The following is a 19,835-nucleotide window of genomic DNA, read 5'->3' as shown; positions in this document are numbered from 1 at the left end:
CTGGCTAGCGTGCCGGGCATGGACCGTCGACGGTTCCTGCTCGCCCTCGCCGCCGGGGTGGCGGGCACGGCGGTGGCACGCGGCGCGGCCGGGCTCGGCGAGCCCGCGGCCGCGCTGGGTGAACCCGCGGCGGCGCCCCCGCCCGGACCGGCCGGGAACCCCGCCGGGCGCTGGAAGCAGGTGCACCGCGGTGTCCCCGGGGTGGAGCCGCAGGCGCCGCCCACCGGCGTGGTCGACGCGTTGCCGGGGGAGGGGAACCTGCTCGCGCTCACCATCGACGACGGCACCAGCGTCGAGGTGGTCGCGGCGTTCGCGCGGTTCGCCGCCGACAGCGGCACCCGCATGACCTTCTTCCCGAACGGCCGGTACCGCGCCTGGGAGGAGAACGCCGCGCTGCTGCGCCCGCTCGTCGACTCCGGGCAGGTGGCCCTGGGCAACCACACCTGGTCCCACCCCGACCTCACCACGCTCGGCGACCGGGAGGTGGCCGAGGAGATCCGGCGCAACCGCGACTTCCTGCGCGCCACCTTCGGGGTGGCGGACAGCCCCTTCTTCCGCCCGCCCTTCGGTGCCCACGACGAGCGCACCGACCGGATCGCCGCCGACCTCGGGCACCCGACCACCGTCATGTGGAACGGCACCTTCGAGGACTACCGGGTGCTCACCGCCGAGGAGCTCGTGGCCGCGGCCCGGCGCTGGTTCAGCGCCCGGACGATCGTCGTCGGCCACGCCAACCACCCCACCGTCACCACCGTGTACGGGCAGCTCCTGGAGCTGATCGCCGAGCGCGGCCTGCGCACGGTGACCCTCGCCGACGTCTGGTCCGACCGGCGGTAGCGGCCCGACCTGCGGCCCCGGCGGCTTTCGGCGAGGCTGTGCGCGACGGACACGCACGGACGACGGAGGAGCAGCTGTGGAGGCGTCGCTGAAGGGCCGGGTCGCACTCGTGACGGGCGGGGCCAGCGGGCTCGGCCGGGCCACCGCGCTCGCTCTGGCCGAGGGCGGGGCCCACGTGGCGATCGCCGACATCGACGCGGCGGGCAGCGAGGAGACCCTGTCCCGGGTGACCGCCGCGGGTGGTTCCGCAGAGGTCGCCGCCCTCGACGTGACCCGGGACGAGAGCCGGCGCGCCGTCGTCGCCGACCTGTTCGACCGGCACGGCGACGCGTTCGACGTGCTGGTCAACGTCGCCGGCATCGACCGGCCCGGCTACATCACCGACATCGACCTCGCCGACTACCAGCGGGTGCAGGCGGTGAACTGCGAGGGGCCGGTCTTCCTCACCAGCGAGTTCATGAAGCGGGTGCAGCACCTGCCGGAGGGGCGCACCGCCGACGTCGTGCACGTCGTCTCGCTGTCGGCGATCACCTCGGGCAGCGGGGCGATCGCCTACAACGGCTCCAAGGCCGGCTTCCTCAACGCGACCCGGTGCATCCAGCGCGAACTGCGGGAGAAGGCGGTGCGGCTCGACGACGGCAGCGAGCGGCCGTTCCCGTGCCGGGTGCAGAGCGTCATCCCCGCCGCCATGGACACCCCGATGATGGAGCAGTGGGGGATCCCGGGGCACCTGATGATGCCGCCATCGGCGGTCGCCGAGGCGATCCGCACGCTGCTGCTCCTGCACCCGGCGGCGTTCGTCCCCGAGATGCAGGTCGTCCCGCGGCTCGAGCCGAACTTCCCCCGCTGACCGACCATGAGGAACTCCCGCATGAGCGCCCCGGACGACCCGACGCCCGACACCGCGATGGCGTCGGGCTCCGACGCGGGCAGCCCCGGCGGGCGGCTGGGCCCCGGTGACCTCGCGCCCGACGAGGAGCGGCTGCTCGCCGCGCTCGAGCGCGGCGGGCGCTCCGCCGGGCCGCCGGACCCGCTGGACACCATCGCCGTGGTCCGCGCGGCGGAGGACGAGCGCCCGCTGCCCGGCCGGGGCGGCCCGCCCGACGACGGGCTGACCCCCCGGTTCACCGCGCCGGGCGGCTGATCGGCGGCCGGACGGCGGACTCAGCCGTGCGGCGACCGCAGCCGGACGGCGACGAGCGCGACGTCGTCCTCCCCGCCCTCGGGCAGCAGCCGCTCGATGAGCGCGTCGCACATCTCGGGCACCGGCAGGTGGCGCAGCCCGGCGAACGCCCGGGCCAGCAGGTCGACGCCGTCGTCGAACACCTGGTCACGGCGCTCTACCAGCCCGTCGGTGTAGAGCAGCAGCGTCGAGCCGCCGGGGACGTCCGTCTCGTGCTCGGCGCGGGGCAGCGAGGGATCCACGCCCAGCAGCAGGCCGGGGCGGTCGGGCACCAGCAGCTGCTGGGAGCCGTCGGGCGCGACCAGCAGCGGCGGCAGGTGCCCGGCGGTGGCCCAGCGCAGCCGGCTGCGGTCGTCGGCCGAACCCGCCGGCCGGTCCAGGCGGCCGACCAGCACGGTCGCCATGGCGCCGAGCCCGAGCCCCTCGATCGCCGCGTCCAGCCGGGACAGCACGGTGGCCGGGCCGGCCGCGCTGTCGTAGGCGATGCCGCGCAGCAGGCCGCGCAGCTGGGCCATCGTCGCCGCGGCCTGGGTGTCGTGGCCGACGACGTCGCCGATGACGAGCACCGTCGAGCCGTCGGGCTGCTCGAAGACGTCGTACCAGTCGCCGCCCACCTGGGCCTCCCGCGCGGCCGGCACGTAGCGCACCGCCACCTCCAGGTGGTCGGGCTCCGGCGGGTCGGACAGCAGGCTGCGCTGCAGGGTCTCGGCGGCGCGCACGATGCTGCGCGAACGCGCGTACAGCGCCTCCAGCAGGTGGGTGCGCAGCTCGGCGGCCTCGCGGGTCTCCTGCGCCGTCCACGGCTCGGAGCGGCCGCGGACGGTCTCGCGCCAGCGCTCGAAGGACCTGCGGGGGCTGAGCCGGACGTCCGCGCCCTCGCGCTCGGCGATCGCCTTGTTGTGCGGATCCCCGCCCCAGTCGACGTGCCGCACGGCCTCGCCGCGGAACCACAGCACGTACTGGCCCTCCGGCAGCGGCAGCACCAGCACCCCGCACGCCGGGTCCACCGCGCCGATCCCGGGCGCGGCCGCGGCCAGCGCGTCGGTGGCGACGACGTCCTCGGCGCGGGCCGCGGCCCATGCGGCGATCGCGTCGGCCAGGGCAGGCGGGATCCCGGCGCCGGCAGCCCCCCGGGCGCCCTGCAGGCACAGCACGACCCCGTCGGCGTCGAGCAGGTCGAGCAGGCTGGGCGAGCCGAGCAGCGTCTCGGTGAGCGGGCGCTCCTCGTCCATGGCGGCGGCGGTCAGCCACGCCAGCGTGGAGCGTGCGCGCAGCGCCCGGTCGAACTCGTCCTCCTGCGCCCGGTCGATCAGCCGCACCGACAGCGTCGACCCCAGGAACTCGGCCGCGGCCCGGGTGGCGTAGGGCGGCGCGTGCGGACCGTCGTAGTGGTGGCACGCGATGAGGCCCCACAGCGTGTCGCCGCGCAGCAGGGAGATCGACATCGAGGACCGCACGCCCATGTTGTGCAGGTACTCCACGTGGACGGGGGAGACGCTGCGCAGGGCGGAGTAGGTGAGGTCCAGCGGCCGGCCGCTGGCCGGGTGGTCCGCCGGCCGGATCGGCACCGGCGCGTAGTCGACGTCGGAGATCAGCCGGATCCAGTTCTTCTCGTACAACGCCCGCGCCTGGGCGGGGATGTCCGAGGCCGGGTAGTGCAGGCCGAGGAACGAGTTGAGGTGCGGCGCCTTCGCCTCGGCCACCACCTCGCCGTTGTAGTCGGCGTCGTAGCGGTAGACCATCACCCGGTCGAACCCGGTCAGGGCGCGCACGGCCCGGGCGGTGATGTCGTAGAGCTCCTGGAGGCCGGTGGCCCGGTCCAGGGCGGCGACGGTGCTGCGCACCGCCTGGTACGTGTTCGGGAAGGAGAACGGCCGCGGCCCGCGCGCCGGCTCCAGCTCGACGACGAGGGTGGTGACCGGCGCCGACTCCTCGGGGACGGCGACGGGCTCGCCGTGCACCGGGCGCACCGGGCCGGGGTCGACCACGGTGCGGTGCAGGAGGGCGTCGACGGGCACCGGCTCGCCGGCGACGTCGAGGGTGATCTCCACCGGGTTGCGCTCGCGCAGGTCGCCGAAGGCGCTCGCCGAGCGGACCACCGCATCGGCCGGCGCGACGCCGATGACCTCGGTCAGCGGCCGGCCCAGCGCCTGCCGCCAGTCCACGCCGGTGAGGTCTTCGAGGTTCTCCGACACCTGCTGGACGATCCAGTCGGGGTCGCGCACCGCGATCAGCACGCCCCGCGGCTGGATGCTGCCCGGGACGTGGATGGGTTCGCGCTCGCAGTTGGTGAGGTCCACCGGTTCGCCCGGGGCCAGGAACCCGACCTCCTGCCCGGCCTCGATCACGCCCCGACCGCCTGCGCCCGCGCGGCGGGCCGGCACCACCCGGTGAGCGCGCGGAACGCGTCGCGCGCCGCGCCGAGGACGCGCTCGGCGTCCCCACCCGCGGCCACGTGCGCCCGGGCGACCCGGCGGTAGGCGGCCCACATCGCGCCGGTCTCGCCGCCGTAGGGCGAGAAGGCCCGGAGGCGGACGCCGGCCAGGCGGGGCAGCGCGGCGAGGTGCCGGTCGATGAACGTGCCGCCGAGGGTGGAGCCCTCAAGCACGTAGAGCCGGCCCAGCGCCTCGTCGGTGCCGGGGACCGCCGGCAGCTCGGGTGCCGCGCCGGGCACGGGGGCGCCCAGCGTCGCGAGGTCCGCGGCGAACAGCCCGGCCCGGCGGCGGTGGGCCCAGTCCACCCGCGCGGCGTCGGCGGGGTGGTGGGCGGCCCACTCGTCCAGCCCGCGCTCGGCCGCCGTCCAGAAGCCGTGCATCAGGCCGAGCACGTGCGCCAGCCGTGCCCGGTCCAGCTCCGGGTCGAGCAGGTCCAGGGTGTCCTCGAGGAGCTGGTGCTCCCCGGCCGTCCCGGTGCGCAGCGCGCGCAGGACGTCGTCGTGCCCGCTGCGGGGGTGCTCCACCTGCGCAGCCATGTCTCCCGCAGCCATCGAGATGGAGAGTAGGTGACGGTCGGTGATCACGGGCGGTCGAGCCGGGGCCCTCCGGAGAGCCGGGCGGCGCGCAGACCGGCGTGCAGGAGCAGGCGTGCGTCGCCGTCGGCGAGGTCCAGTCCGGTCAGCGCCGCGATGCGGCCCAGTCGGTAGTACAGGGTCTGCCGGTGGACGTGCAGCGCCGCCGCCGTCCGGGCCGCGCTGCCGGCGCAGTCGAGGAACGTCTCCGCCGTCGTCGTGAGGACCGGGTCGGCGAGCAGCGGGGCCAGCACCGGGTCGGGTCCGGGCAGCGCCGTGGCCGCCCGCCACCCGCCGAGCTCCCCCCAGCGGGCGACGGGGTAGAACCGGCCGACCGCCGCGGCCACCCGTGCCGCCGCCCGGGCCTCGGCCCACTGGCCGGGCAGATCGCCGGTGCCGCGGCGGGCCGACGAGACGCCGGCGGTGCTGCCGGCCGGCAGGGCGGCCAGGGACGCCGCGGCGAGCGCACCCGCCGGGCGCAGGTCCGCGGGCGACGGCAGCGGGACGAGCACGGCGATCCCGTCGTCGAGGAGCGTGGCCACCGCGCCTGCCCCGGGCAGCGGCCGGCCCGGCGCCGGCGAGCCGTCGGCGGGGCAGAGGGCGACCAGCACCTGGGCACCCCCGGCGGGCAGCCGGTCGCCGAGCCGCAGGGCGGCCTGCGCCCGTGCCGCCGGCCGGCCGGTCAGCGCGTCGGCGAGCACCTGCCCGAGGTCGTCGGCGGGCCGGCCGGCCAGCGTGCGGCCGGCGTCGGCGGCCAGGTCCAGCGCGCGGCGCAGCGCCGGGTCGGCGTCGTCGTCGGGGTCGATGCGCCCGTCGTCGAGCAGCCAGAGGTAGCCGCGGGTGCGGTCCTCGTGGCGGACGGGCAGCACCAGCCGGGTGAGCACGCCGGCCGCGGGGTCGGCCGGTGTCCGCATCGGCCGGGTCGCCGAGGCGATGCCGAAGTCCTCGAACCAGCGCCGGGTCTCGGGGGTGGAGCCGCGGGTGAGGATCGATCGGGTGCGGACGGCGTCCATGGGATCGGCCCCGCTGTCGTCGTGCGCGCAGAAGGCCAGCAGCGTGAAGCCGGCGTCCTCCAGCGTGGCGGGGGCGCCGAGCACCCGGGACACCTCGTCGACCAGCTCCTGCAGCTCGTCGCGCACCGCCGTCCCCCTCCGTGCCGGGTCTCGTACAGCTGTATGAGAGCAGATCCGAGGATTCCCGACATCTGTCGCTGGTCCGGACGGGTTGGGGGTACCTAGCGTTCGAGGGGCACGTGGCGTCGGCTGGAGGAGGACCCGTGGTGCTGCAGAAGGCCTTGCTGGCCGCCTCCCGCCGGCCGGCCCTGCGCCGGGCGGTCACCGGCACGCCGGCCACCCGCCGGGTGGTCGACCGCTTCGTCGCGGGTGAGTCGCTGGACGACGCCATCGCGGCGGTGCGCGCGCTGGCCCCCGACGGCATCGCGGTCACCCTCGACCACCTGGGCGAGGACGTCACCGACCGGGCGCAGGCGCGGCGCACCCGCGACGCCTACCTCGCCGCCCTCGAGGCGCTGGCCCCGCTGGGGCTGGGGCCGGCGGCCGAGGTGTCGGTGAAGCTCTCCGCGTTCGGCCAGGCGTTGCCCGACGGCGGGCACGACCTCGCGCTCGAGCTGGTCCGCCCGGTCGTCGAGGCCGCCTCCGCCGCGGGGACCACGGTCACCCTCGACATGGAGGACCACCGCACGGTCGACTCCACGCTCGCCGCCGTCGCCGAGCTGCGGAAGGAGCACCCGGCGACCGGCGCCGTCCTGCAGTCGATGCTGCACCGCACCGTGGACGACGCCAAGGCGCTCGCGGTGAGCGGCTCCCGGGTGCGGCTGGTCAAGGGCGCCTACGACGAGCCGGAGCAGGTCGCCCACCAGCGCAAGCGGGACGTCGACGCCGCCTACCGCCGGTGCCTGGAGATCCTCATGAGCGGGCCCGGGTACCCCATGGTGGGCTCGCACGACCCCGCGATGCTGCAGCGGGCGCACGAGCTGGCGGCGCAGCACTCGCGGGCCGCCGACTCCTGGGAGGTGCAGATGCTCTACGGCATCCGTCCCGACGAGCAGCGCCGGCTGGCCGCCGCCGGCACCCGCGTGCGGGCCTACGTGCCCTACGGCGCCGACTGGTACGGCTACTTCGTGCGCCGGCTGGCCGAGCGCCCGGCGAACGTCGCCTTCTTCCTCCGCTCCCTGGCCACCCGCTCCTGAACCGAGAGGTCTTCTCATGGACGCCGTCACCCGAGTCCCGGCCCCGGCCAACGAGCCGGTGCTCACCTACGCCCCCGGCACCCCCGAGCGCGACGAGCTGCAGCGGCGGCTCGCCGAGCTGGTCGCCGAGCCGGTGGAGCTGACCGCCACGATCGGCGCCCGGCAGCGGATGGCCGGCGGCGCGCGGTTCGACGTCGTCCAGCCGCACCGGCACGCCGCCGTCCTGGGCACCTCCGCGCACAGCACGCACGCCGACGCGCAGGACGCCGTCCGCTGCGCAATGGAGGCCGCGCCCGCGTGGCAGGACCTCTCCTTCGACGACCGCGCCGCGGTCTTCCTCAAGGCCGCCGACCTGCTGGCCGGGCCGTGGCGGCAGACGCTCAACGCCGCCACCATGCTGGGTCAGAGCAAGACCGCGCAGCAGGCGGAGATCGACAGCGCCTGCGAGCTGATCGACTTCTGGCGCTTCAACGTGCACTTCGCGCGGCAGATCCTCGCCGAGCAGCCGGAGTCCTCGCCGGGGGTGTGGAACCGCACCGACCACCGCCCGCTCGAGGGCTTCGTCTACGCGATCACGCCGTTCAACTTCACCGCGATCGCGGGCAACCTGCCGACCGCGCCGGCGCTCATGGGCAGCACCGTGGTGTGGAAGCCGGCGCCCACCCAGCAGTTCGCCGCGCACTTCCTCATGCGGCTGCTGGAGGAGGCCGGCCTGCCGCCGGGCGTGATCACCATGCTGCCCGGCGACGGGGTCGCCGTCTCCGAGGTCGCCCTCGCCGACCGCGACCTCGCCGGCATCCACTTCACCGGGTCCACGCCGGTGTTCCAGCACCTGTGGCGCACCGTGGGCGAGAACATCGCGGGGTACCGCGGCTACCCGCGGATCGTCGGCGAGACCGGCGGCAAGGACTTCATCGTCGCCCACCCCTCGGCCGACGTCGACGTGCTGCGGACGGCGATGGTCCGCGGCGCCTTCGAGTTCCAGGGGCAGAAGTGCTCGGCGGCGTCGCGCGCCTACGTGCCGCGGTCGGTGTGGGGCCGGCTGCGCGACGACCTCGTGGCGGTGACCGAGTCGCTGCCGATGGGCGACGTCACCGACTTCTCGAACTTCATGGGCGCGGTCATCGACCGGAAGTCGTTCTCGAAGCTCTCCGGCGTCCTGGACCGGGTCGACGACGACCCGGCGCTGTCCATCGTCGCCGGCGGCGCGGCCGACGACAGCGAGGGCTTCTTCGTGCGGCCGACGATCATCGAGGGCACCGATCCCGGGCACGAGGTCTTCACCACCGAGTACTTCGGCCCGGTGCTCGCGGTGCACGTCTACGACGACGCCGACTACGACGCGGTGCTGACCCAGATGGAGTCGGCCGCGCCCTACGCGCTCACCGGGGCCGTGATCGCGCAGGACCGGGTCGCGATCGCGCACGCGCAGCAGTTCCTGCGGCACGCGGCGGGCAACTTCTACGTCAACGACAAGCCGACCGGCGCCGTCGTCGGGCAGCAGCCGTTCGGCGGCGGGCGGGCGTCGGGCACCAACGACAAGGCCGGCGCCAAGCAGAACCTCATGCGGTGGACGTCGAGCCGCTCGATCAAGGAGACGTTCGCGCCCCCGACCGACCACCGCTACCCCTCCATGGGCTGACCCCCGGCTGGGGTCCGTGTTGACCAGGTGACCTGATCAACACGGGGAGCCGGCCAGTGGACGAGGCCGTCGTCGCCGGGCCTCGCGCCGTCGGCCGGGCGGTGGGCTGCCACCCGGCCGTCGGGCATCAGGTGCCCGACGGCCACGCCGCGGCCCAGGACGGCGACGTCGGCGATCAGCCGCCGGTGGCAGCGCCACCACACGTACTCGCTGCACAGCACCGCCACCGTGGCGCCCGCCGCCGCGGCGAGCACCTCGTCCAGCGCGGCAGCGAACTCCGGCGTCCGGGTGTGGCCGGCGTACGCGGCGAACTGGGCGACGGTCCACCACCCGTCGGCGACCGGCTCGTCGCGCGCCAACCGGCGGCGGCCGCCGAGGCGCTCCTCCCACCGGTAACCGATCCCCGCCTCGGGCAGCCACCCGGCGAGCGCCTCCCGCCGCACGTCGGGGTTGGCGCGGCTGCCGGGGAACCGCCGCACGTCGACCAGCAGGTCGATCCCCGCCGCGGTGAGCCGGGTGCCCAGCGCGACGCGGTCGTCGGACCCGTGGCCCACGGTCAGCAACCCCACGTGTCCTCCCTACCCGGGCGCGGCCGGCGGCGCCCGGCGGGTCATGATCGGCGGGCACGGGATCGACGACGGAGCGGCGAGCGGGGGAGCGGTGGAGGTGCAGGCCCCCCTGTGGCGGTCGCGCGGGGTGCAGTCGCTGGTCGGCGTCACGGCGCTGGGCTTCGTCAGCTACTTCCTGACGCTCGCCTCGCTCCCGGCCTACGCGGTGGCCGGCGGCGCGGCGGAGAGCACGGCCGGGGTGGTGACCGCGGTCTTCCTCGTCGTCACCATCGCGGTGCAGTCGGTCGTGCCCGCGTTCGTGAACCGCTTCGGCACCGGCCCGGTGTTCGTGGCGGGGTTGCTCGCGCTGGGGGTGCCGGCGCCGTTCTACGTGCTGGACGACGGCGTCGCCTGGATCTCGGCGCTGTCGGCCGTGCGCGGCGCCGGGTTCGCGGTCATCACCGTCCTCGGCGCGACCCTGGCGGCGCGGGTGGCGCCACCGGAGCGGCGCGGGGAATCCATCGGCCTGTACGGGCTGGCCATCGCGCTGCCGAACATGGCCGCTGTCCCCGTGGGCGTGGCGCTGGTGCTGAGCGGGCACATCGGGGTGCTGTCCTGGCTGGCGGCCGCACCGGTGCTGGGCCTGGTCTTCCTGCCCGCGCTGCTGCGCGCGGCGGGTGGCCGCGAGGAACCCGCCCCGGCCGGCAACGCGCGGGCCGCCGTGCGCGCCGCCCTCGCGCCGTCGCTGGTGCTGTTCGTGGTGACGACGGCCGGCGGCGGCTTCGTGACCTTCCTGCCCATCGACCGCCCCGGCGGGCTGCTGGCCACCGCCGCCCTGCTGCTGTGGGGGCTGACCGGTGCGCTGACCCGCTGGCGGGCCGGCGTGCTGGCCGACCGCCTGGGCACCGCGCTGCTGCTGCCCCTGTCGGTGCTGGTCGGCGCGGTGGGGCTCGCGGTCACCGGCGCCGGGCTGTGGTGGGGCGCAGGCTGGGTGCTGCTGGGCGCGGCGCTGTTCGGCGCCGGCTTCGGCGCGGTGCAGAACCTGACCCTGCTGCGGGCCTTCGCCCGGGCCGGGGAGCGGGGGACGACGGCGGCCAGCGCGCTGTGGAACGCCTCCTTCGACGCCGGCACGGCGGCCGGGGCGCTGCTGCTCGGGTTCGCCTACGGCGCGGCCGGCCTGCCCTGGACGTTCGTCGTGTCCGCCGTCGTGCTGGCCGCGGTGCTGCCGCTGGCGCAGGCGGCCGCCCGCGCCCCGCTCACCCGCGGCTGAGCTCAGCCCTGCCGGGCGGCGTGCAGCGAGCGGAGGAAGAGGATCTCCTCGGCCGAGCGCCGCAGCCAGGTGCGCAGCCCGTCGGGGTCGTCGCGGTTGGCGTCGCGTACCTGCCCGAGCTTGAGCTGGCGGGTGCTGGCCTGCGCGCGCTGGGCCGTGGGCAGCGCCCGGCCCTCGGCGCGGGCGATCGTGGTGAGCCCGGCGCCCACGAACACGAGGTCGCGGATCTCGTCCAGGTCGGCGAGCAGCCGCTCGGCGGCGGCGTCGTCGCCCGCGGTCAGGGCGGTCAGGAGTTCGTCGGCGCGGCGGCGGCCCTCGGCGGCCGGGTCGGGCGTGGTCACCGCACCACTGTGCCCCGGCCGCGGGGGCCGGGGCACAGCGGGTGCGCAGGGCTCAGGCGTCGCGCCGGCGCAGCACCAGGTAGCCGGCGAGCAGGACGGCGGCCACCTCGGCGCAGAACACGGCGAACCCGGTCCACGGGTCGAGCAGGTCCGGGTTGAACGACACCGGCGTGGCGACGACGGAGCCCGCGTTGCCCGGCATCAGCTTCGTGGCCCACTCGCCCCAGGCCCCTGGCAGCAGCATCACCATGTTGCCGACCACCAGCAGCAGGGCCAGCACGATCGACAGCGCCGCGGCGGTGTGCCGCACGAGCAGCCCGACGGCGGCGGCGAACAGGCCGATGCCGGCCATGTAGAGACCGCTGCCGAGCAGCGAGCGGAGGATCCCGTCGTCGCCGAGGGCCAGGCCGATGCCCTCCCGCTCGAGGAACCAGTTGCCACCGAGGTAGCCGAGGACGGCGGTGACCGTGCCGGCGACGAACAGCGTCCCGGTGAGGACCAGCGCCTTGGCCGCCAGCACCCGGCCGCGGTGCGGGGTCGCGGTCAGCGTCGCCCGGATCATGCCGGTGCCGTACTCGCTGGTGACGACGAGCGCGCCGAGCACGATCGCGGTGATCTGCGCGACCGTCATGCCCCACGTGATGAAGGAGCCCGCGGCCTCGCCGGTGGTGCCCTCCGCGAGGTCCGCGGCGCTGACCGCGCACACCAGCACGGTCAGCCCGGCGCCCAGGGCCACCAGCGCGCCGATCGACCACGGTGTCGAGCGCACCGACCAGAACTTGACCCACTCCGCGCGGAGGGTCTGCGCGAAGCCGGGGTCCCGGGCTCCGGGCACGTGCCGGTTCGGGTCCAGGGCGACGGTGTCGGGCACCGGAGTGCTCAGGGTTCCGGTCATCGGGTGGCTCCTGCGGGGGTCCGGTCGCGCGCGGTGTACTCGACGCTCGCGGCGGTGAGGGTCATGAAGGCGTCCTCGAGGGAGGAGCTGACGAGGGTGAGCTCGTGCAGGAGGTGCCCCTGCCGGCCGACCAGCTCGCCGATGCCGGCGGCGTCGCGGCCCTGCACCCGCAGCTCGTCGTCGACGGCGGTGACCTCCAGGCCGTCGCGGCGCAGCAGCTCGGCCACCTCGGCCCGCTGCGGGCTGCGCACCCGCACGAAGGAGGCCGCGTGCTCGGCGATGAAGTCGGGCATCGAGCAGTCGGCCAGCACCCGGCCCCGCCCGATGACCACGAGGTGGTCGGCGGTGAGCGCCATCTCGCTCATCAGGTGGCTGGACAGGAAGACGGTGCGGCCCTCGGCGGCCAGCTGCCGGGTCAGCGTGCGCACCCAGCGGATGCCCTCGGGGTCCAGGCCGTTGACCGGCTCGTCGAGCACGACGACCGGCGGGTCGCCCAACAGGGCGACGGCGATGCCGAGGCGCTGGCCCATGCCGAGGGAGAAGCGGCCCACCCGCTGCCCGGCGACGTCGGTGAGCCCGACCAGGTCGAGCACCTCGTCCACGCGGCGCACCGGCAGCCCGTTGCTCGCCGCCATCCAGCGCAGGTGGTCGCGGGCCGAACGCCCGGGGTGCAGGGCGCGGGCCTCCAGCAGCGCGCCGACCTGCCGCAGCGGTGCGGGGAAGTCGGCGTAGCTGCGCCCGTGCACGGTGATGCTGCCGGCGGTGGGCCGGTCCAGGCCCAGCAGCATGCGCATCGTCGTGGACTTGCCGGCACCGTTGGGCCCGAGGAAGCCGGTGACCCGGCCCGGGTGCACGGTGAAGGAGATGCCGTCGACGGCGGTGCGGTCGCCGTACTTCTTGGTCAGGCCCCGCGCCTCGATCATCGCGGGCCTCCGGGGAGCGGTCGGGAAGTCATGCCCCGGAGCCTGTCGTCCGCGGGGGTGCGGGCACATCGGGGAGCGCCCTGATCGGACCCTGAAAGGTCCCTGGGAGGTCAGGCCGTGCGGGGCAGGGGCATCCCCGGGTGCAGCTCCCGGCGCAGGGCGCGCGCGGCGGCCTGGCCGGCGCGGTTGGCGCCGATCGTGCTGGCGGACGGGCCGTACCCGACGAGGTGGATGCGTGGTTCGCCGACGACCTGCGTGCTCTCCACGCGGAATCCCCCGCCCGGTTCGCGCAGCCGCAGCGGCGCGAGGTGGCCGACCGCCGCCCGGAACCCGGTGGCCCAGAGGATCACGTCGGCGCGGAGGGAGCGGCCGTCCTCCCACACCACGCCCTCGGGGGTGATGCGGTCGAACACCGGCAGCCGCTCGAGCACCCCGCGCTCCAGCCCCTCCCGGACGTACGGCGTGCTGACGAGCAGCCCGGTCAGCCCGACGACGCTGCCGGGCCGCCGTCCCTCGCGCACCGCCTTCTCCACCTCGGCGACCACCGCGCGGCCGACGTGCTCGTCGAACGGGCCCTCGCGCCAGACCGGCGGGCGGCGGGTGACCCAGGTCGTTCCGGTGACGCGGGATATCTCCGCGAGCAGCTGGGTGGCCGAGGCGCCGCCGCCGACCACGACGACGTGCTGCCCGCGGAACTCCTCCGCGGAGCGGTAGTCCACGGTGTGCAGCTGGCGCCCGCGGAACAGCTCCTGCCCGGGGTAGCGCGGCACGAACGGCCGGGTCCAGGTGCCGGTGGCGTTCACGACGGCGCGGGCGGTCCAGGTGCCCCGGTCGGTGACGACGGAGAACCGGCCGTCGTCGGTCCGGTCGACGGCGGTGACGCGCACCGGCCGGACCACGGGCAGCTCGAAGCGCCGCTCGTACTCGGCGAAGTAGGCGGGAACGGACTCGACTGCGGGCGCCGCCTCGTCCCCGGGCCGGAACGGCAGGCCCGGCAGTTCGTGCACCCGGTGGGTGGTGCCCAGCGTCAGCGAGGGCCAGCGGTGCCGCCAGGCGCCACCGGGGCCGTCCTCGCCGTCGAGCACGACGAACCCGATGCTCCGCTCGAACCCCTGGCGGGCCAGCGCCCAGGCCGTCGAGAGGCCGGCCTGCCCCGCGCCGACGACGACGACGTCGCGGGCGTGCGGAGCGGGGGTCACCTCACCGGCAACGGGCCGCCGAGGCCGCTGCTTCCCGTCCGCCGTCCGAGGTGGCGCAGCCGAAGCCGTTCCGTGAAAACCGACCGGCCGGTACGGTGCACCGAGCAACGAACGGCCGACGGGGGGAGGCGCCATGACCGAGCCCGTGCCCGGCGACCGGTCCGCCGGGGTCGTGGCCGAGCGATGGTTCGTCTCCGTCGAGGTGCAGGTGCGCGCGACGGCAGCGCGGCCGGAGCTCGCGGCAGGGGAGCGGCTGGACGCGGCGGGAGTGGCGGTGCTCGAGCGGGCGCGCTCCCGGGGCTTGCGGACGGCGGTGCTGACGCGGGACCGCGAGGGCTACGGCGAGGACCTCGACTGGGCGGTCGACCGCTGGGTCGACTGCGACACCGCGGACGCCCTCGCGATCATCGGCGCGGTGCACCCGCTCGGGGGGACGGTGGCCGCGGTGACCAGCACGGTCGCCCGGTTCTCCGGTCCGGCCGCCGTCGCCGCTCGCACGCTGGGGCTGCGCGGTCCGACGCCCGGGTCGCCGACGCTGGCCGGGAACCGCGGCGCCCTGCGCCGGGCGCTCGCCGCGGCCGGCCTGGCCGACGTGCGCTGGGCGGAGGTGGCCGCGGACGCCCCAGACCTGACCTCTCCCGTCGGGTACCCCTGCGTGGTGCGGCCGGTCGCGGGCGGCGGCGGGGGGGATGCCGCACTCGTCTCCGACGACCGGGAGCTGCGGGAGGTGGCGGCCCGGCACCTGGCGCGGTCGGACCGGAGGTGGGAAGGGCTGCCCCGCCTTCGGCTGGTCGTCGAGGAGCACGTTCCCGGCCCCAGGTTCGGGGCGGACGGTTTCTCCGGCGACGGGGACCACGTCGTCCTCGCCTGGTCGGAGATCGTCACCACCCCGCCGCCGCAGCACGACCACCTGGTCAGCACCGCGACGACGCGGCCGCCCGTACCGCACGCCGTCGGCTGGGTCCGCTGCTGGCTCGCGGCGGTCGGCCACGACACCGGGCCGTTCCACCTGGAGTTCGTCCTCGGCCCCGCCGGTCCGCGGCTGGCCGATGTCGCGACCGGTCTCGCCGGCGACGGCGCGCACACCTGCGTCGACCAGGTGAGCGGCATCGACACCGCCGACCTCGTGGTGGCCCGGCTCCTCGGCGAGCCCCCTGCCGGCCCCGCACGCGCCGGCGTCGCGGGCGCGTGCACGCAGATGAACCTGACCGCCCACGCGATCGGCCGGGTGCGCGCGGTGGCCGGCGTCCGCGACACGGGCGCGATCCCCGGTCTGGTGGTGGCCGAGGTCCTCACCGACGTGGGGCGCACGACCGGCCCGGCGGAGCGTCTCGCGCAGGTCATGACCGTGGGGGAGACCCCCGAGCAGTCGCGGCGCCGGGCCGCCGCCGTGCTCGACGCCATCCACGTGGGTGTCGACGACGTCGACCCCGTCCCGCCCGTGGAGCGGCCGGGCGTCCGCACCCCCGAGAACGGGACCGGGTCGCCGATCGCGGCGCGCCGCCGGGACCCCGGGATGCGAACCCCCTGACCCGCGCCGGCAGGCCGTACCGGGCCGACCGGCGCAACGTGCTCACCGCACGCGGCTCCCGGCCTGCGGGTGTGGTCCGGGCACACCGGACGACGATCCGGGGGCGCTCGGCAGCAAGGTGACCGATCCGTGACCGTTCGGGTGATCTCGATCACCTGATCTACCCCTAGAGTCACGGCCCATGTGTGCCAGTTCACTCACCGGTCGTGCGTCCGGCACGAGCCGCACCCTCCGATCGGGGCGCATGCGCCGTCGTCGCCGTGCCGGGCGGCGACCGGCGGCAGCGCCCGCGGCCACCGCCCGGCCCGGCACCACGGCCCCCGCGACGTCGCCGGCCACCCTCCGTCGCCCGCTCGGTCCAGCGCCGTCCGGCGGCGCGGAGACGAGGTGCTCGCCGTGCTGAGCATCGAGTCGTTGCACGTCACCTACGGCGGCGCAGTGCAGGCCGTGCGCGGGGTGTCCATGGAGGTACCCGACGGCAAGGTCGTGGCCGTCCTCGGCAGCAACGGCGCCGGGAAGACGACGCTGCTGCGCACCATCTCCGGAACGCTGCGGCTGCACCGGGGGAAGATCGATTCGGGGAGCGTGACCTTCGACGGCACCGACATCGGCTCCCGCGACCCGGCCCAGGCGGTCCACCTCGGCCTCGTGCAGGTGCCCGAGGGGCGGCGCATCTTCGGCCGGCTCACGGTCGAGGAGAACCTGCGGGCCGGGGGGATGGGCAACAAGGACAAGACGGCCAAGGGCAAGGCCCAGGACCGTGTCTACGACATGTTCCCCGTGCTCCAGGAGCGCCGCACGCAGAGGGCAGGCCTGCTCTCCGGTGGTGAGCAGCAGATGCTCGCCATCGGCCGCGCACTGATGGCCAGCCCGAAGGTGCTCCTCCTCGACGAGCCGTCCCTGGGGCTGGCGCCGCGGATCATCGGCCAGATCGGCGAGGTGATCGCCGAGATCAACCGGCAGGGCACGTCGGTCCTGCTCGTCGAGCAGAACGCGACCATGGCGCTCGGGGTCGCCGACCTGGCCTACGTCCTGGAGGTGGGGCAGGTGTCGCTCTCCGGCGACGCGCAGGAGCTCTCCCGGACCGACGAGGTGCAGCGGCTCTACCTCGGCCACGAGAGCGAGCAGGCCGATGAGTTCAGCCCCGTGGTGACCCGCAAGACGCTGTCCCGGTGGACGGCATGACCGCGGCCGGAGCCTCCGCGGCCGGAGCTTCCGCGGCCGCGCCGGCGGCGGACGGAACGGCTGCCGGACCGGAGATCCCGGCCCTGGAGGTCGAGAACGTCAGCGTGCGGTTCGGGGCCATCAAGGCGCTCTCCGACGTCTCGTTCACCGTCGTCCCCGGGGCGATCCACGCGATCATCGGGCCCAACGGTGCGGGCAAGTCGACGATGTTCAACGTCCTGTCGGGGGTCTACAAGGCCGCTGAGGGGCAGGTCCACTTCGGCGACGTCCGGCTCGACCAGATGGTCCCGCACAAGATCGCCGACGTCGGCGTGGCCCGGGCGTTCCAGAACATCGCCCTGTCGGGCACCCAGACCGTGGGCGAGAACCTCATGCTGGGCCGCCACCACCTGACCAAGGCCGGGTTCATCGCCGCCGGGCTGCGGCTGCCGAGGGCGACCCGGGAGGGCAAGCGGCACGGGGAGCGGGTCCACGAGATCGCCGAGTTCCTGGACCTGGGCGACAAGCTGCACACGCCGGTCGGGGTGCTCTCCTACGGCGACCAGAAGCGGGTGGAGGTGGCCCGGGCCCTCTGCACCGAGCCGCGGCTGCTGCTGCTCGACGAGCCGGTCGCCGGCATGAACGCCGAGGAGACCGCCCGGATGGCCGGGGCAATCCGGGAGATCCGGGCGGCGCTCGGGATCTCGATCGTCCTCGTCGAGCACGACATGGGGATGGTCATGTCCCTGGCCGACCGGGTCACGGTGCTCGACTTCGGCCGCCGGATCGCCGACGGCACCCCCGCCGAGGTGCAGAACGACCCGGAGGTCATCCGCGCCTACCTCGGTTCCGGGGACGAGGAGAGCCCGTCGGAGTCCTACACCGCGCACCACTCCGCCGCCCCGGCCCCCGCCGGGGCCGCCGACGACAGCGGCGCCACCGCCGCCCCACCATCCACCGAGACGCCCGGGACGAGATCGTGACCCAGTTCTTAGCACTGCTGCTCAACGGAGTCTCGCTCGGCGCCCTCTACGCGCTGATCGCGCTCGGCTTCGTGATCATCTTCAAGTCCAGCGAAGTGGTCAGCTTCACCCACGGCTCGCTGCTGCTGCTGGGCGCCTACTCCATCGCCAGGTTCAGCGACTCGATCGGGTTCGTGCCGGCCGTGCTGGCCGGTGTCGCGCTCACCGCGGTCGTGGCGCTGCTGATCGAGCGGCTGATCATCAACCGGATCCGCGGCGCGGCGGTGATCAGCCTCGCCATCGTCACCATCGGCGTGGACATCATCATCCTCACCGAGATGATCCGGCGGATCGGCTCGGACATCCTGAACGTGCCCCATCCGTGGGCCGGCGAGTCGATCCGGATCGGCAGCACCGGGCTCAGCCTCAACCGCGTCATCTCCCTGGCGGTGGCCGCCGGGCTCATCGGCCTGTTCTTCCTCGCCTTCAAGTACTCCAGCTGGGGCGTGGCGATGCGCGCCTCGGCCGAGGACGGCGAGGCGGCCGCGCTGATGGGGATCCGGCAGGGCCGGGTCTCCGCGGTGGCCTGGATCGTGGCCGGGGTGCTCGCCGCGGTGGCCGCGCTGTTCCTCGTCGGTGCACCGACCCCCGGCGTGAGCCCGACGGTCTACACCGTGGCGCTCGGCGCGCTGCCGGCCGCGATCCTCGGCGGGCTGGACTCCACCGGCGGCGCCCTCGTGGGTGGCTTGCTCATCGGGGTCGCCGAGGCCATGGCGGCCGGTTACCAGGACCAGATCCTCTTCCTCGGCCGCGGCTTCGGCAGCGTCATCCCCTACGTCGTGATGCTCGCCGTCCTGCTGGTGCGGCCCTCCGGTCTGTTCGGCACGAAGGAGTTGACCCGTGTCTGAGGCGACCGCCACCGCCGACACCGGCGCCACCAGGGTCGGCGCGCCCGCCGATCCTCCACGGCGACGCCGCTCGGTGGTCAAGCCGCTGCTGCTGGCCGCGCTGCTGCTCTTCCTGCTCGTCTTCCCGCTGTACTTCGACGAGTTCTGGCTGCGGACCGGGTTCGCGGTGTTCGCCGCCGTGGTGGGGGCGATCGGGCTGAACCTGCTGGTCGGCAACACCGGCCAGCTCTCCCTCGCCCACGCCTTCTTCCTCGCCGTCGGCGCGGTGACCTACACCTACGTGTCGGCCACCGACGAGGGGGGCCTGGGGGTGACCGACCTGGCCGGGCTCGGGTTGCCGCCGGTCGTCGGGATGATCGCCGGCGTGCTCGTCGCCGCACTGGCCGGTCTGCTGTTCAGCCCCATCTCGGCGCGGTTGGGCGGCATCTACCTCGGCGTCGCCTCGCTGGGGCTCGTCTTCATCGGTCAGCACGTGTTCAACAGCTGGACGTCGGTCACCGGCGGCTTCAACGGCCGGTCGGTGCCCGAGTTCCAGCTGTTCGGCTTCAGCTTCGGCAACGACGACCCCGAGCTCTTCGTGATGGGTGTTCCCTTCCGCGAGAGCGAGCGGCTGTGGTACCTGGGCCTCTTCATCGCCGTCGGCGCCTACCTCTTCGCCCGCAACGTGCTGCGCAGCCGGCCGGGGAGGGCCATCCAGACCCTGCGGGACAGCGAGACCGCCGCGGCGGTGATGGGCGTGAACGTGCAGGCCTACAAGGCCCGGGCCTTCATGCTGAGCTCCGCGTACGCGGGCCTGGCGGGGGTCCTGTACGCGCTGTCCATCGGGAGCATCGCGCCGGAGTCCTTCGGGTTGCTCCTGTCGGTCTCCTACCTCGCCATGATCGTGTTGGGCGGGCTGGGCTCGGTGGCCGGCGCGGCGCTGGGGGCGCTGTTCGTCACCGCGCTGCCACTGCTCTTCCAGCAGTACGCCGACGCACTCCCGTTCGTCAGCGACGCCGGGCAGGGCGGGATCGCCGCGGGCGAGGCGGCGCTCTACCTGTACGGGCTGGCGATCGTCCTGGTCATCATCTTCGAGCCCGCCGGACTGGCCGGCCTCGCCCGCCGGATCAACTCCCGGTTCGGCCGCGCCCGCCGTCCCGGCGGCAAGGTGACCCGTCCCCCGAGCCCGCCGGGCAACCCCGCTACCGACCCGTCCACGTGAGAATCGCCAACCCGA

General features: G+C 75.2%; 19 protein-coding genes. 11 read left to right on the top strand and 8 right to left on the bottom strand.

Going from position 1 to position 19,835, the window contains the following annotated elements:
- Positions 1-18 precede the first annotated feature (18 nt).
- The 3 genes from BMW62_RS14115 to BMW62_RS14105 all read left to right on the top strand — a co-directional run bounded on the left by BMW62_RS14115 (position 19) and on the right by BMW62_RS14105 (position 1,981).
- On the top strand, positions 19-837 hold the full coding sequence (locus BMW62_RS14115; RefSeq protein WP_091931583.1) for a polysaccharide deacetylase family protein: 819 nt from the start codon (positions 19-21) through the stop codon (positions 835-837).
- A gap of 76 nt (positions 838-913) precedes the next feature.
- Positions 914-1,687, top strand: coding sequence for an SDR family NAD(P)-dependent oxidoreductase (locus BMW62_RS14110; RefSeq protein WP_091931580.1), 774 nt, complete (start codon positions 914-916; stop codon positions 1,685-1,687).
- A 21-nt stretch (positions 1,688-1,708) separates the two neighbouring features.
- Positions 1,709-1,981: a hypothetical protein gene (locus BMW62_RS14105; RefSeq protein ID WP_091931578.1), complete on the top strand. Its 273-nt coding sequence runs from the start codon at positions 1,709-1,711 to the stop codon at positions 1,979-1,981.
- Between the two features lie 20 nt (positions 1,982-2,001).
- Here BMW62_RS14105 and BMW62_RS14100 read toward each other — a convergent pair whose 3' ends face one another.
- The 3 genes from BMW62_RS14100 to BMW62_RS14090 are packed head-to-tail and all read right to left on the bottom strand — an operon-like array spanning position 2,002 to position 6,166.
- Positions 2,002-4,368, bottom strand: coding sequence for a SpoIIE family protein phosphatase (locus BMW62_RS14100; protein ID WP_091931719.1), 2,367 nt, complete (start codon positions 4,366-4,368; stop codon positions 2,002-2,004).
- On the bottom strand, positions 4,365-5,006 hold the full coding sequence (locus tag BMW62_RS14095) for a biliverdin-producing heme oxygenase (RefSeq protein WP_091931717.1): 642 nt from the start codon (positions 5,004-5,006) through the stop codon (positions 4,365-4,367). Before BMW62_RS14095 ends, BMW62_RS14100 begins: the two co-directional genes overlap by 4 nt.
- Positions 5,007-5,035: 29 nt before the next feature.
- Positions 5,036-6,166: a helix-turn-helix domain-containing protein gene (locus BMW62_RS14090; RefSeq protein WP_091931575.1), complete on the bottom strand. Its 1,131-nt coding sequence runs from the start codon at positions 6,164-6,166 to the stop codon at positions 5,036-5,038.
- A 137-nt stretch (positions 6,167-6,303) separates the two neighbouring features.
- On the opposite strand from BMW62_RS14090, the gene BMW62_RS14085 reads away from it, so the two are divergent.
- Both BMW62_RS14085 and pruA read left to right on the top strand, forming a co-directional pair.
- Positions 6,304-7,236, top strand: a complete 933-nt coding sequence (locus BMW62_RS14085) for a proline dehydrogenase family protein (protein ID WP_211435124.1) — start codon at positions 6,304-6,306, stop codon at positions 7,234-7,236.
- A 16-nt stretch (positions 7,237-7,252) separates the two neighbouring features.
- Positions 7,253-8,878 carry an L-glutamate gamma-semialdehyde dehydrogenase gene (gene pruA / locus BMW62_RS14080; protein ID WP_091931572.1) on the top strand — a complete coding sequence of 542 codons (1,626 nt, stop codon included), beginning with the start codon at positions 7,253-7,255 and terminating at the stop codon, positions 8,876-8,878.
- Here pruA and BMW62_RS14075 read toward each other — a convergent pair.
- Positions 8,860-9,447: a DUF488 domain-containing protein gene (locus BMW62_RS14075; protein WP_091931569.1), complete on the bottom strand. Its 588-nt coding sequence runs from the start codon at positions 9,445-9,447 to the stop codon at positions 8,860-8,862. The two genes, pruA and BMW62_RS14075, sit on opposite strands and share 19 nt — an antisense overlap.
- 97 nt (positions 9,448-9,544) lie before the next feature.
- Here BMW62_RS14075 and BMW62_RS14070 point away from each other — a divergent pair, with 97 nt between their 5' ends.
- Positions 9,545-10,696, top strand: coding sequence for an MFS transporter (locus BMW62_RS14070; RefSeq protein ID WP_244524043.1), 1,152 nt, complete (start codon positions 9,545-9,547; stop codon positions 10,694-10,696).
- A 2-nt stretch (positions 10,697-10,698) separates the two neighbouring features.
- Here the strand turns inward: BMW62_RS14070 and BMW62_RS14065 are convergent, their stop codons facing one another.
- From BMW62_RS14065 to BMW62_RS14050, 4 genes are all read right to left on the bottom strand, one after another.
- On the bottom strand, positions 10,699-11,037 hold the full coding sequence (locus BMW62_RS14065) for a hypothetical protein (protein ID WP_091931566.1): 339 nt from the start codon (positions 11,035-11,037) through the stop codon (positions 10,699-10,701).
- Positions 11,038-11,089: 52 nt separating this feature from the next.
- The gene (locus BMW62_RS14060) at positions 11,090-11,932 is read right to left on the bottom strand and encodes an ABC-2 transporter permease (RefSeq protein WP_170852380.1); all 843 of its coding nucleotides are present in this window, start codon (positions 11,930-11,932) and stop codon (positions 11,090-11,092) included.
- Positions 11,929-12,855, bottom strand: a complete 927-nt coding sequence (locus tag BMW62_RS14055; RefSeq protein ID WP_091931564.1) for an ABC transporter ATP-binding protein — start codon at positions 12,853-12,855, stop codon at positions 11,929-11,931. Before BMW62_RS14055 ends, BMW62_RS14060 begins: the two co-directional genes overlap by 4 nt.
- A 110-nt stretch (positions 12,856-12,965) precedes the next feature.
- Positions 12,966-14,054, bottom strand: a complete 1,089-nt coding sequence (locus tag BMW62_RS14050) for an NAD(P)-binding domain-containing protein (protein ID WP_244524042.1) — start codon at positions 14,052-14,054, stop codon at positions 12,966-12,968.
- A gap of 133 nt (positions 14,055-14,187) precedes the next feature.
- Here BMW62_RS14050 and BMW62_RS14045 point away from each other — a divergent pair, with 133 nt between their 5' ends.
- The 5 genes from BMW62_RS14045 to BMW62_RS14025 all read left to right on the top strand — a co-directional run bounded on the left by BMW62_RS14045 (position 14,188) and on the right by BMW62_RS14025 (position 19,820).
- Positions 14,188-15,585: an ATP-grasp domain-containing protein gene (locus tag BMW62_RS14045; RefSeq protein ID WP_091931558.1), complete on the top strand. Its 1,398-nt coding sequence runs from the start codon at positions 14,188-14,190 to the stop codon at positions 15,583-15,585.
- 396 nt (positions 15,586-15,981) lie between these two features.
- Positions 15,982-16,770 (top strand): ABC transporter ATP-binding protein, encoded by a 789-nt coding sequence (locus BMW62_RS14040; RefSeq protein WP_091931702.1) that lies wholly within the window; start codon positions 15,982-15,984, stop codon positions 16,768-16,770.
- Positions 16,767-17,732: an ABC transporter ATP-binding protein gene (locus tag BMW62_RS14035; protein ID WP_091931705.1), complete on the top strand. Its 966-nt coding sequence runs from the start codon at positions 16,767-16,769 to the stop codon at positions 17,730-17,732. Before BMW62_RS14040 ends, BMW62_RS14035 begins: the two co-directional genes overlap by 4 nt.
- The gene (locus BMW62_RS14030) at positions 17,729-18,619 is read left to right on the top strand and encodes a branched-chain amino acid ABC transporter permease (protein ID WP_091931556.1); all 891 of its coding nucleotides are present in this window, start codon (positions 17,729-17,731) and stop codon (positions 18,617-18,619) included. Before BMW62_RS14035 ends, BMW62_RS14030 begins: the two co-directional genes overlap by 4 nt.
- Positions 18,612-19,820, top strand: coding sequence for a branched-chain amino acid ABC transporter permease (locus tag BMW62_RS14025; RefSeq protein ID WP_091931553.1), 1,209 nt, complete (start codon positions 18,612-18,614; stop codon positions 19,818-19,820). Before BMW62_RS14030 ends, BMW62_RS14025 begins: the two co-directional genes overlap by 8 nt.
- Positions 19,821-19,835 lie beyond the last annotated feature (15 nt).

It is taken from the genome of Blastococcus sp. DSM 46786, assembly GCF_900109665.1.
Taxonomy (GTDB): Bacteria; Actinomycetota; Actinomycetes; order Mycobacteriales; family Geodermatophilaceae; genus Blastococcus; species Blastococcus carthaginiensis.
Note: the sequence above shows the minus strand (reverse complement) of the source record. Positions and strands in the feature narration are given on the sequence as shown.

Bases quoted from the DNA above. Each gene is read 5' to 3' on its own strand.
- BMW62_RS14115 (WP_091931583.1), top strand. From the start codon at position 19: ATGGACCGTCGACGGTTCCTGCTCGCCCTCGCCGCCGGGGTGGCGGGC.
- BMW62_RS14105 (WP_091931578.1), top strand. From the start codon at position 1,709: ATGAGCGCCCCGGACGACCCGACGCCCGACACCGCGATGGCGTCGGGC.
- BMW62_RS14095 (WP_091931717.1), bottom strand. From the start codon at position 5,006: ATGGCTGCGGGAGACATGGCTGCGCAGGTGGAGCACCCCCGCAGCGGG.
- pruA (WP_091931572.1), top strand. From the start codon at position 7,253: ATGGACGCCGTCACCCGAGTCCCGGCCCCGGCCAACGAGCCGGTGCTC.
- BMW62_RS14060 (WP_170852380.1), bottom strand. From the start codon at position 11,932: ATGACCGGAACCCTGAGCACTCCGGTGCCCGACACCGTCGCCCTGGAC.
- BMW62_RS14055 (WP_091931564.1), bottom strand. From the start codon at position 12,855: ATGATCGAGGCGCGGGGCCTGACCAAGAAGTACGGCGACCGCACCGCC.
- BMW62_RS14045 (WP_091931558.1), top strand. From the start codon at position 14,188: ATGACCGAGCCCGTGCCCGGCGACCGGTCCGCCGGGGTCGTGGCCGAG.
- BMW62_RS14035 (WP_091931705.1), top strand. From the start codon at position 16,767: ATGACCGCGGCCGGAGCCTCCGCGGCCGGAGCTTCCGCGGCCGCGCCG.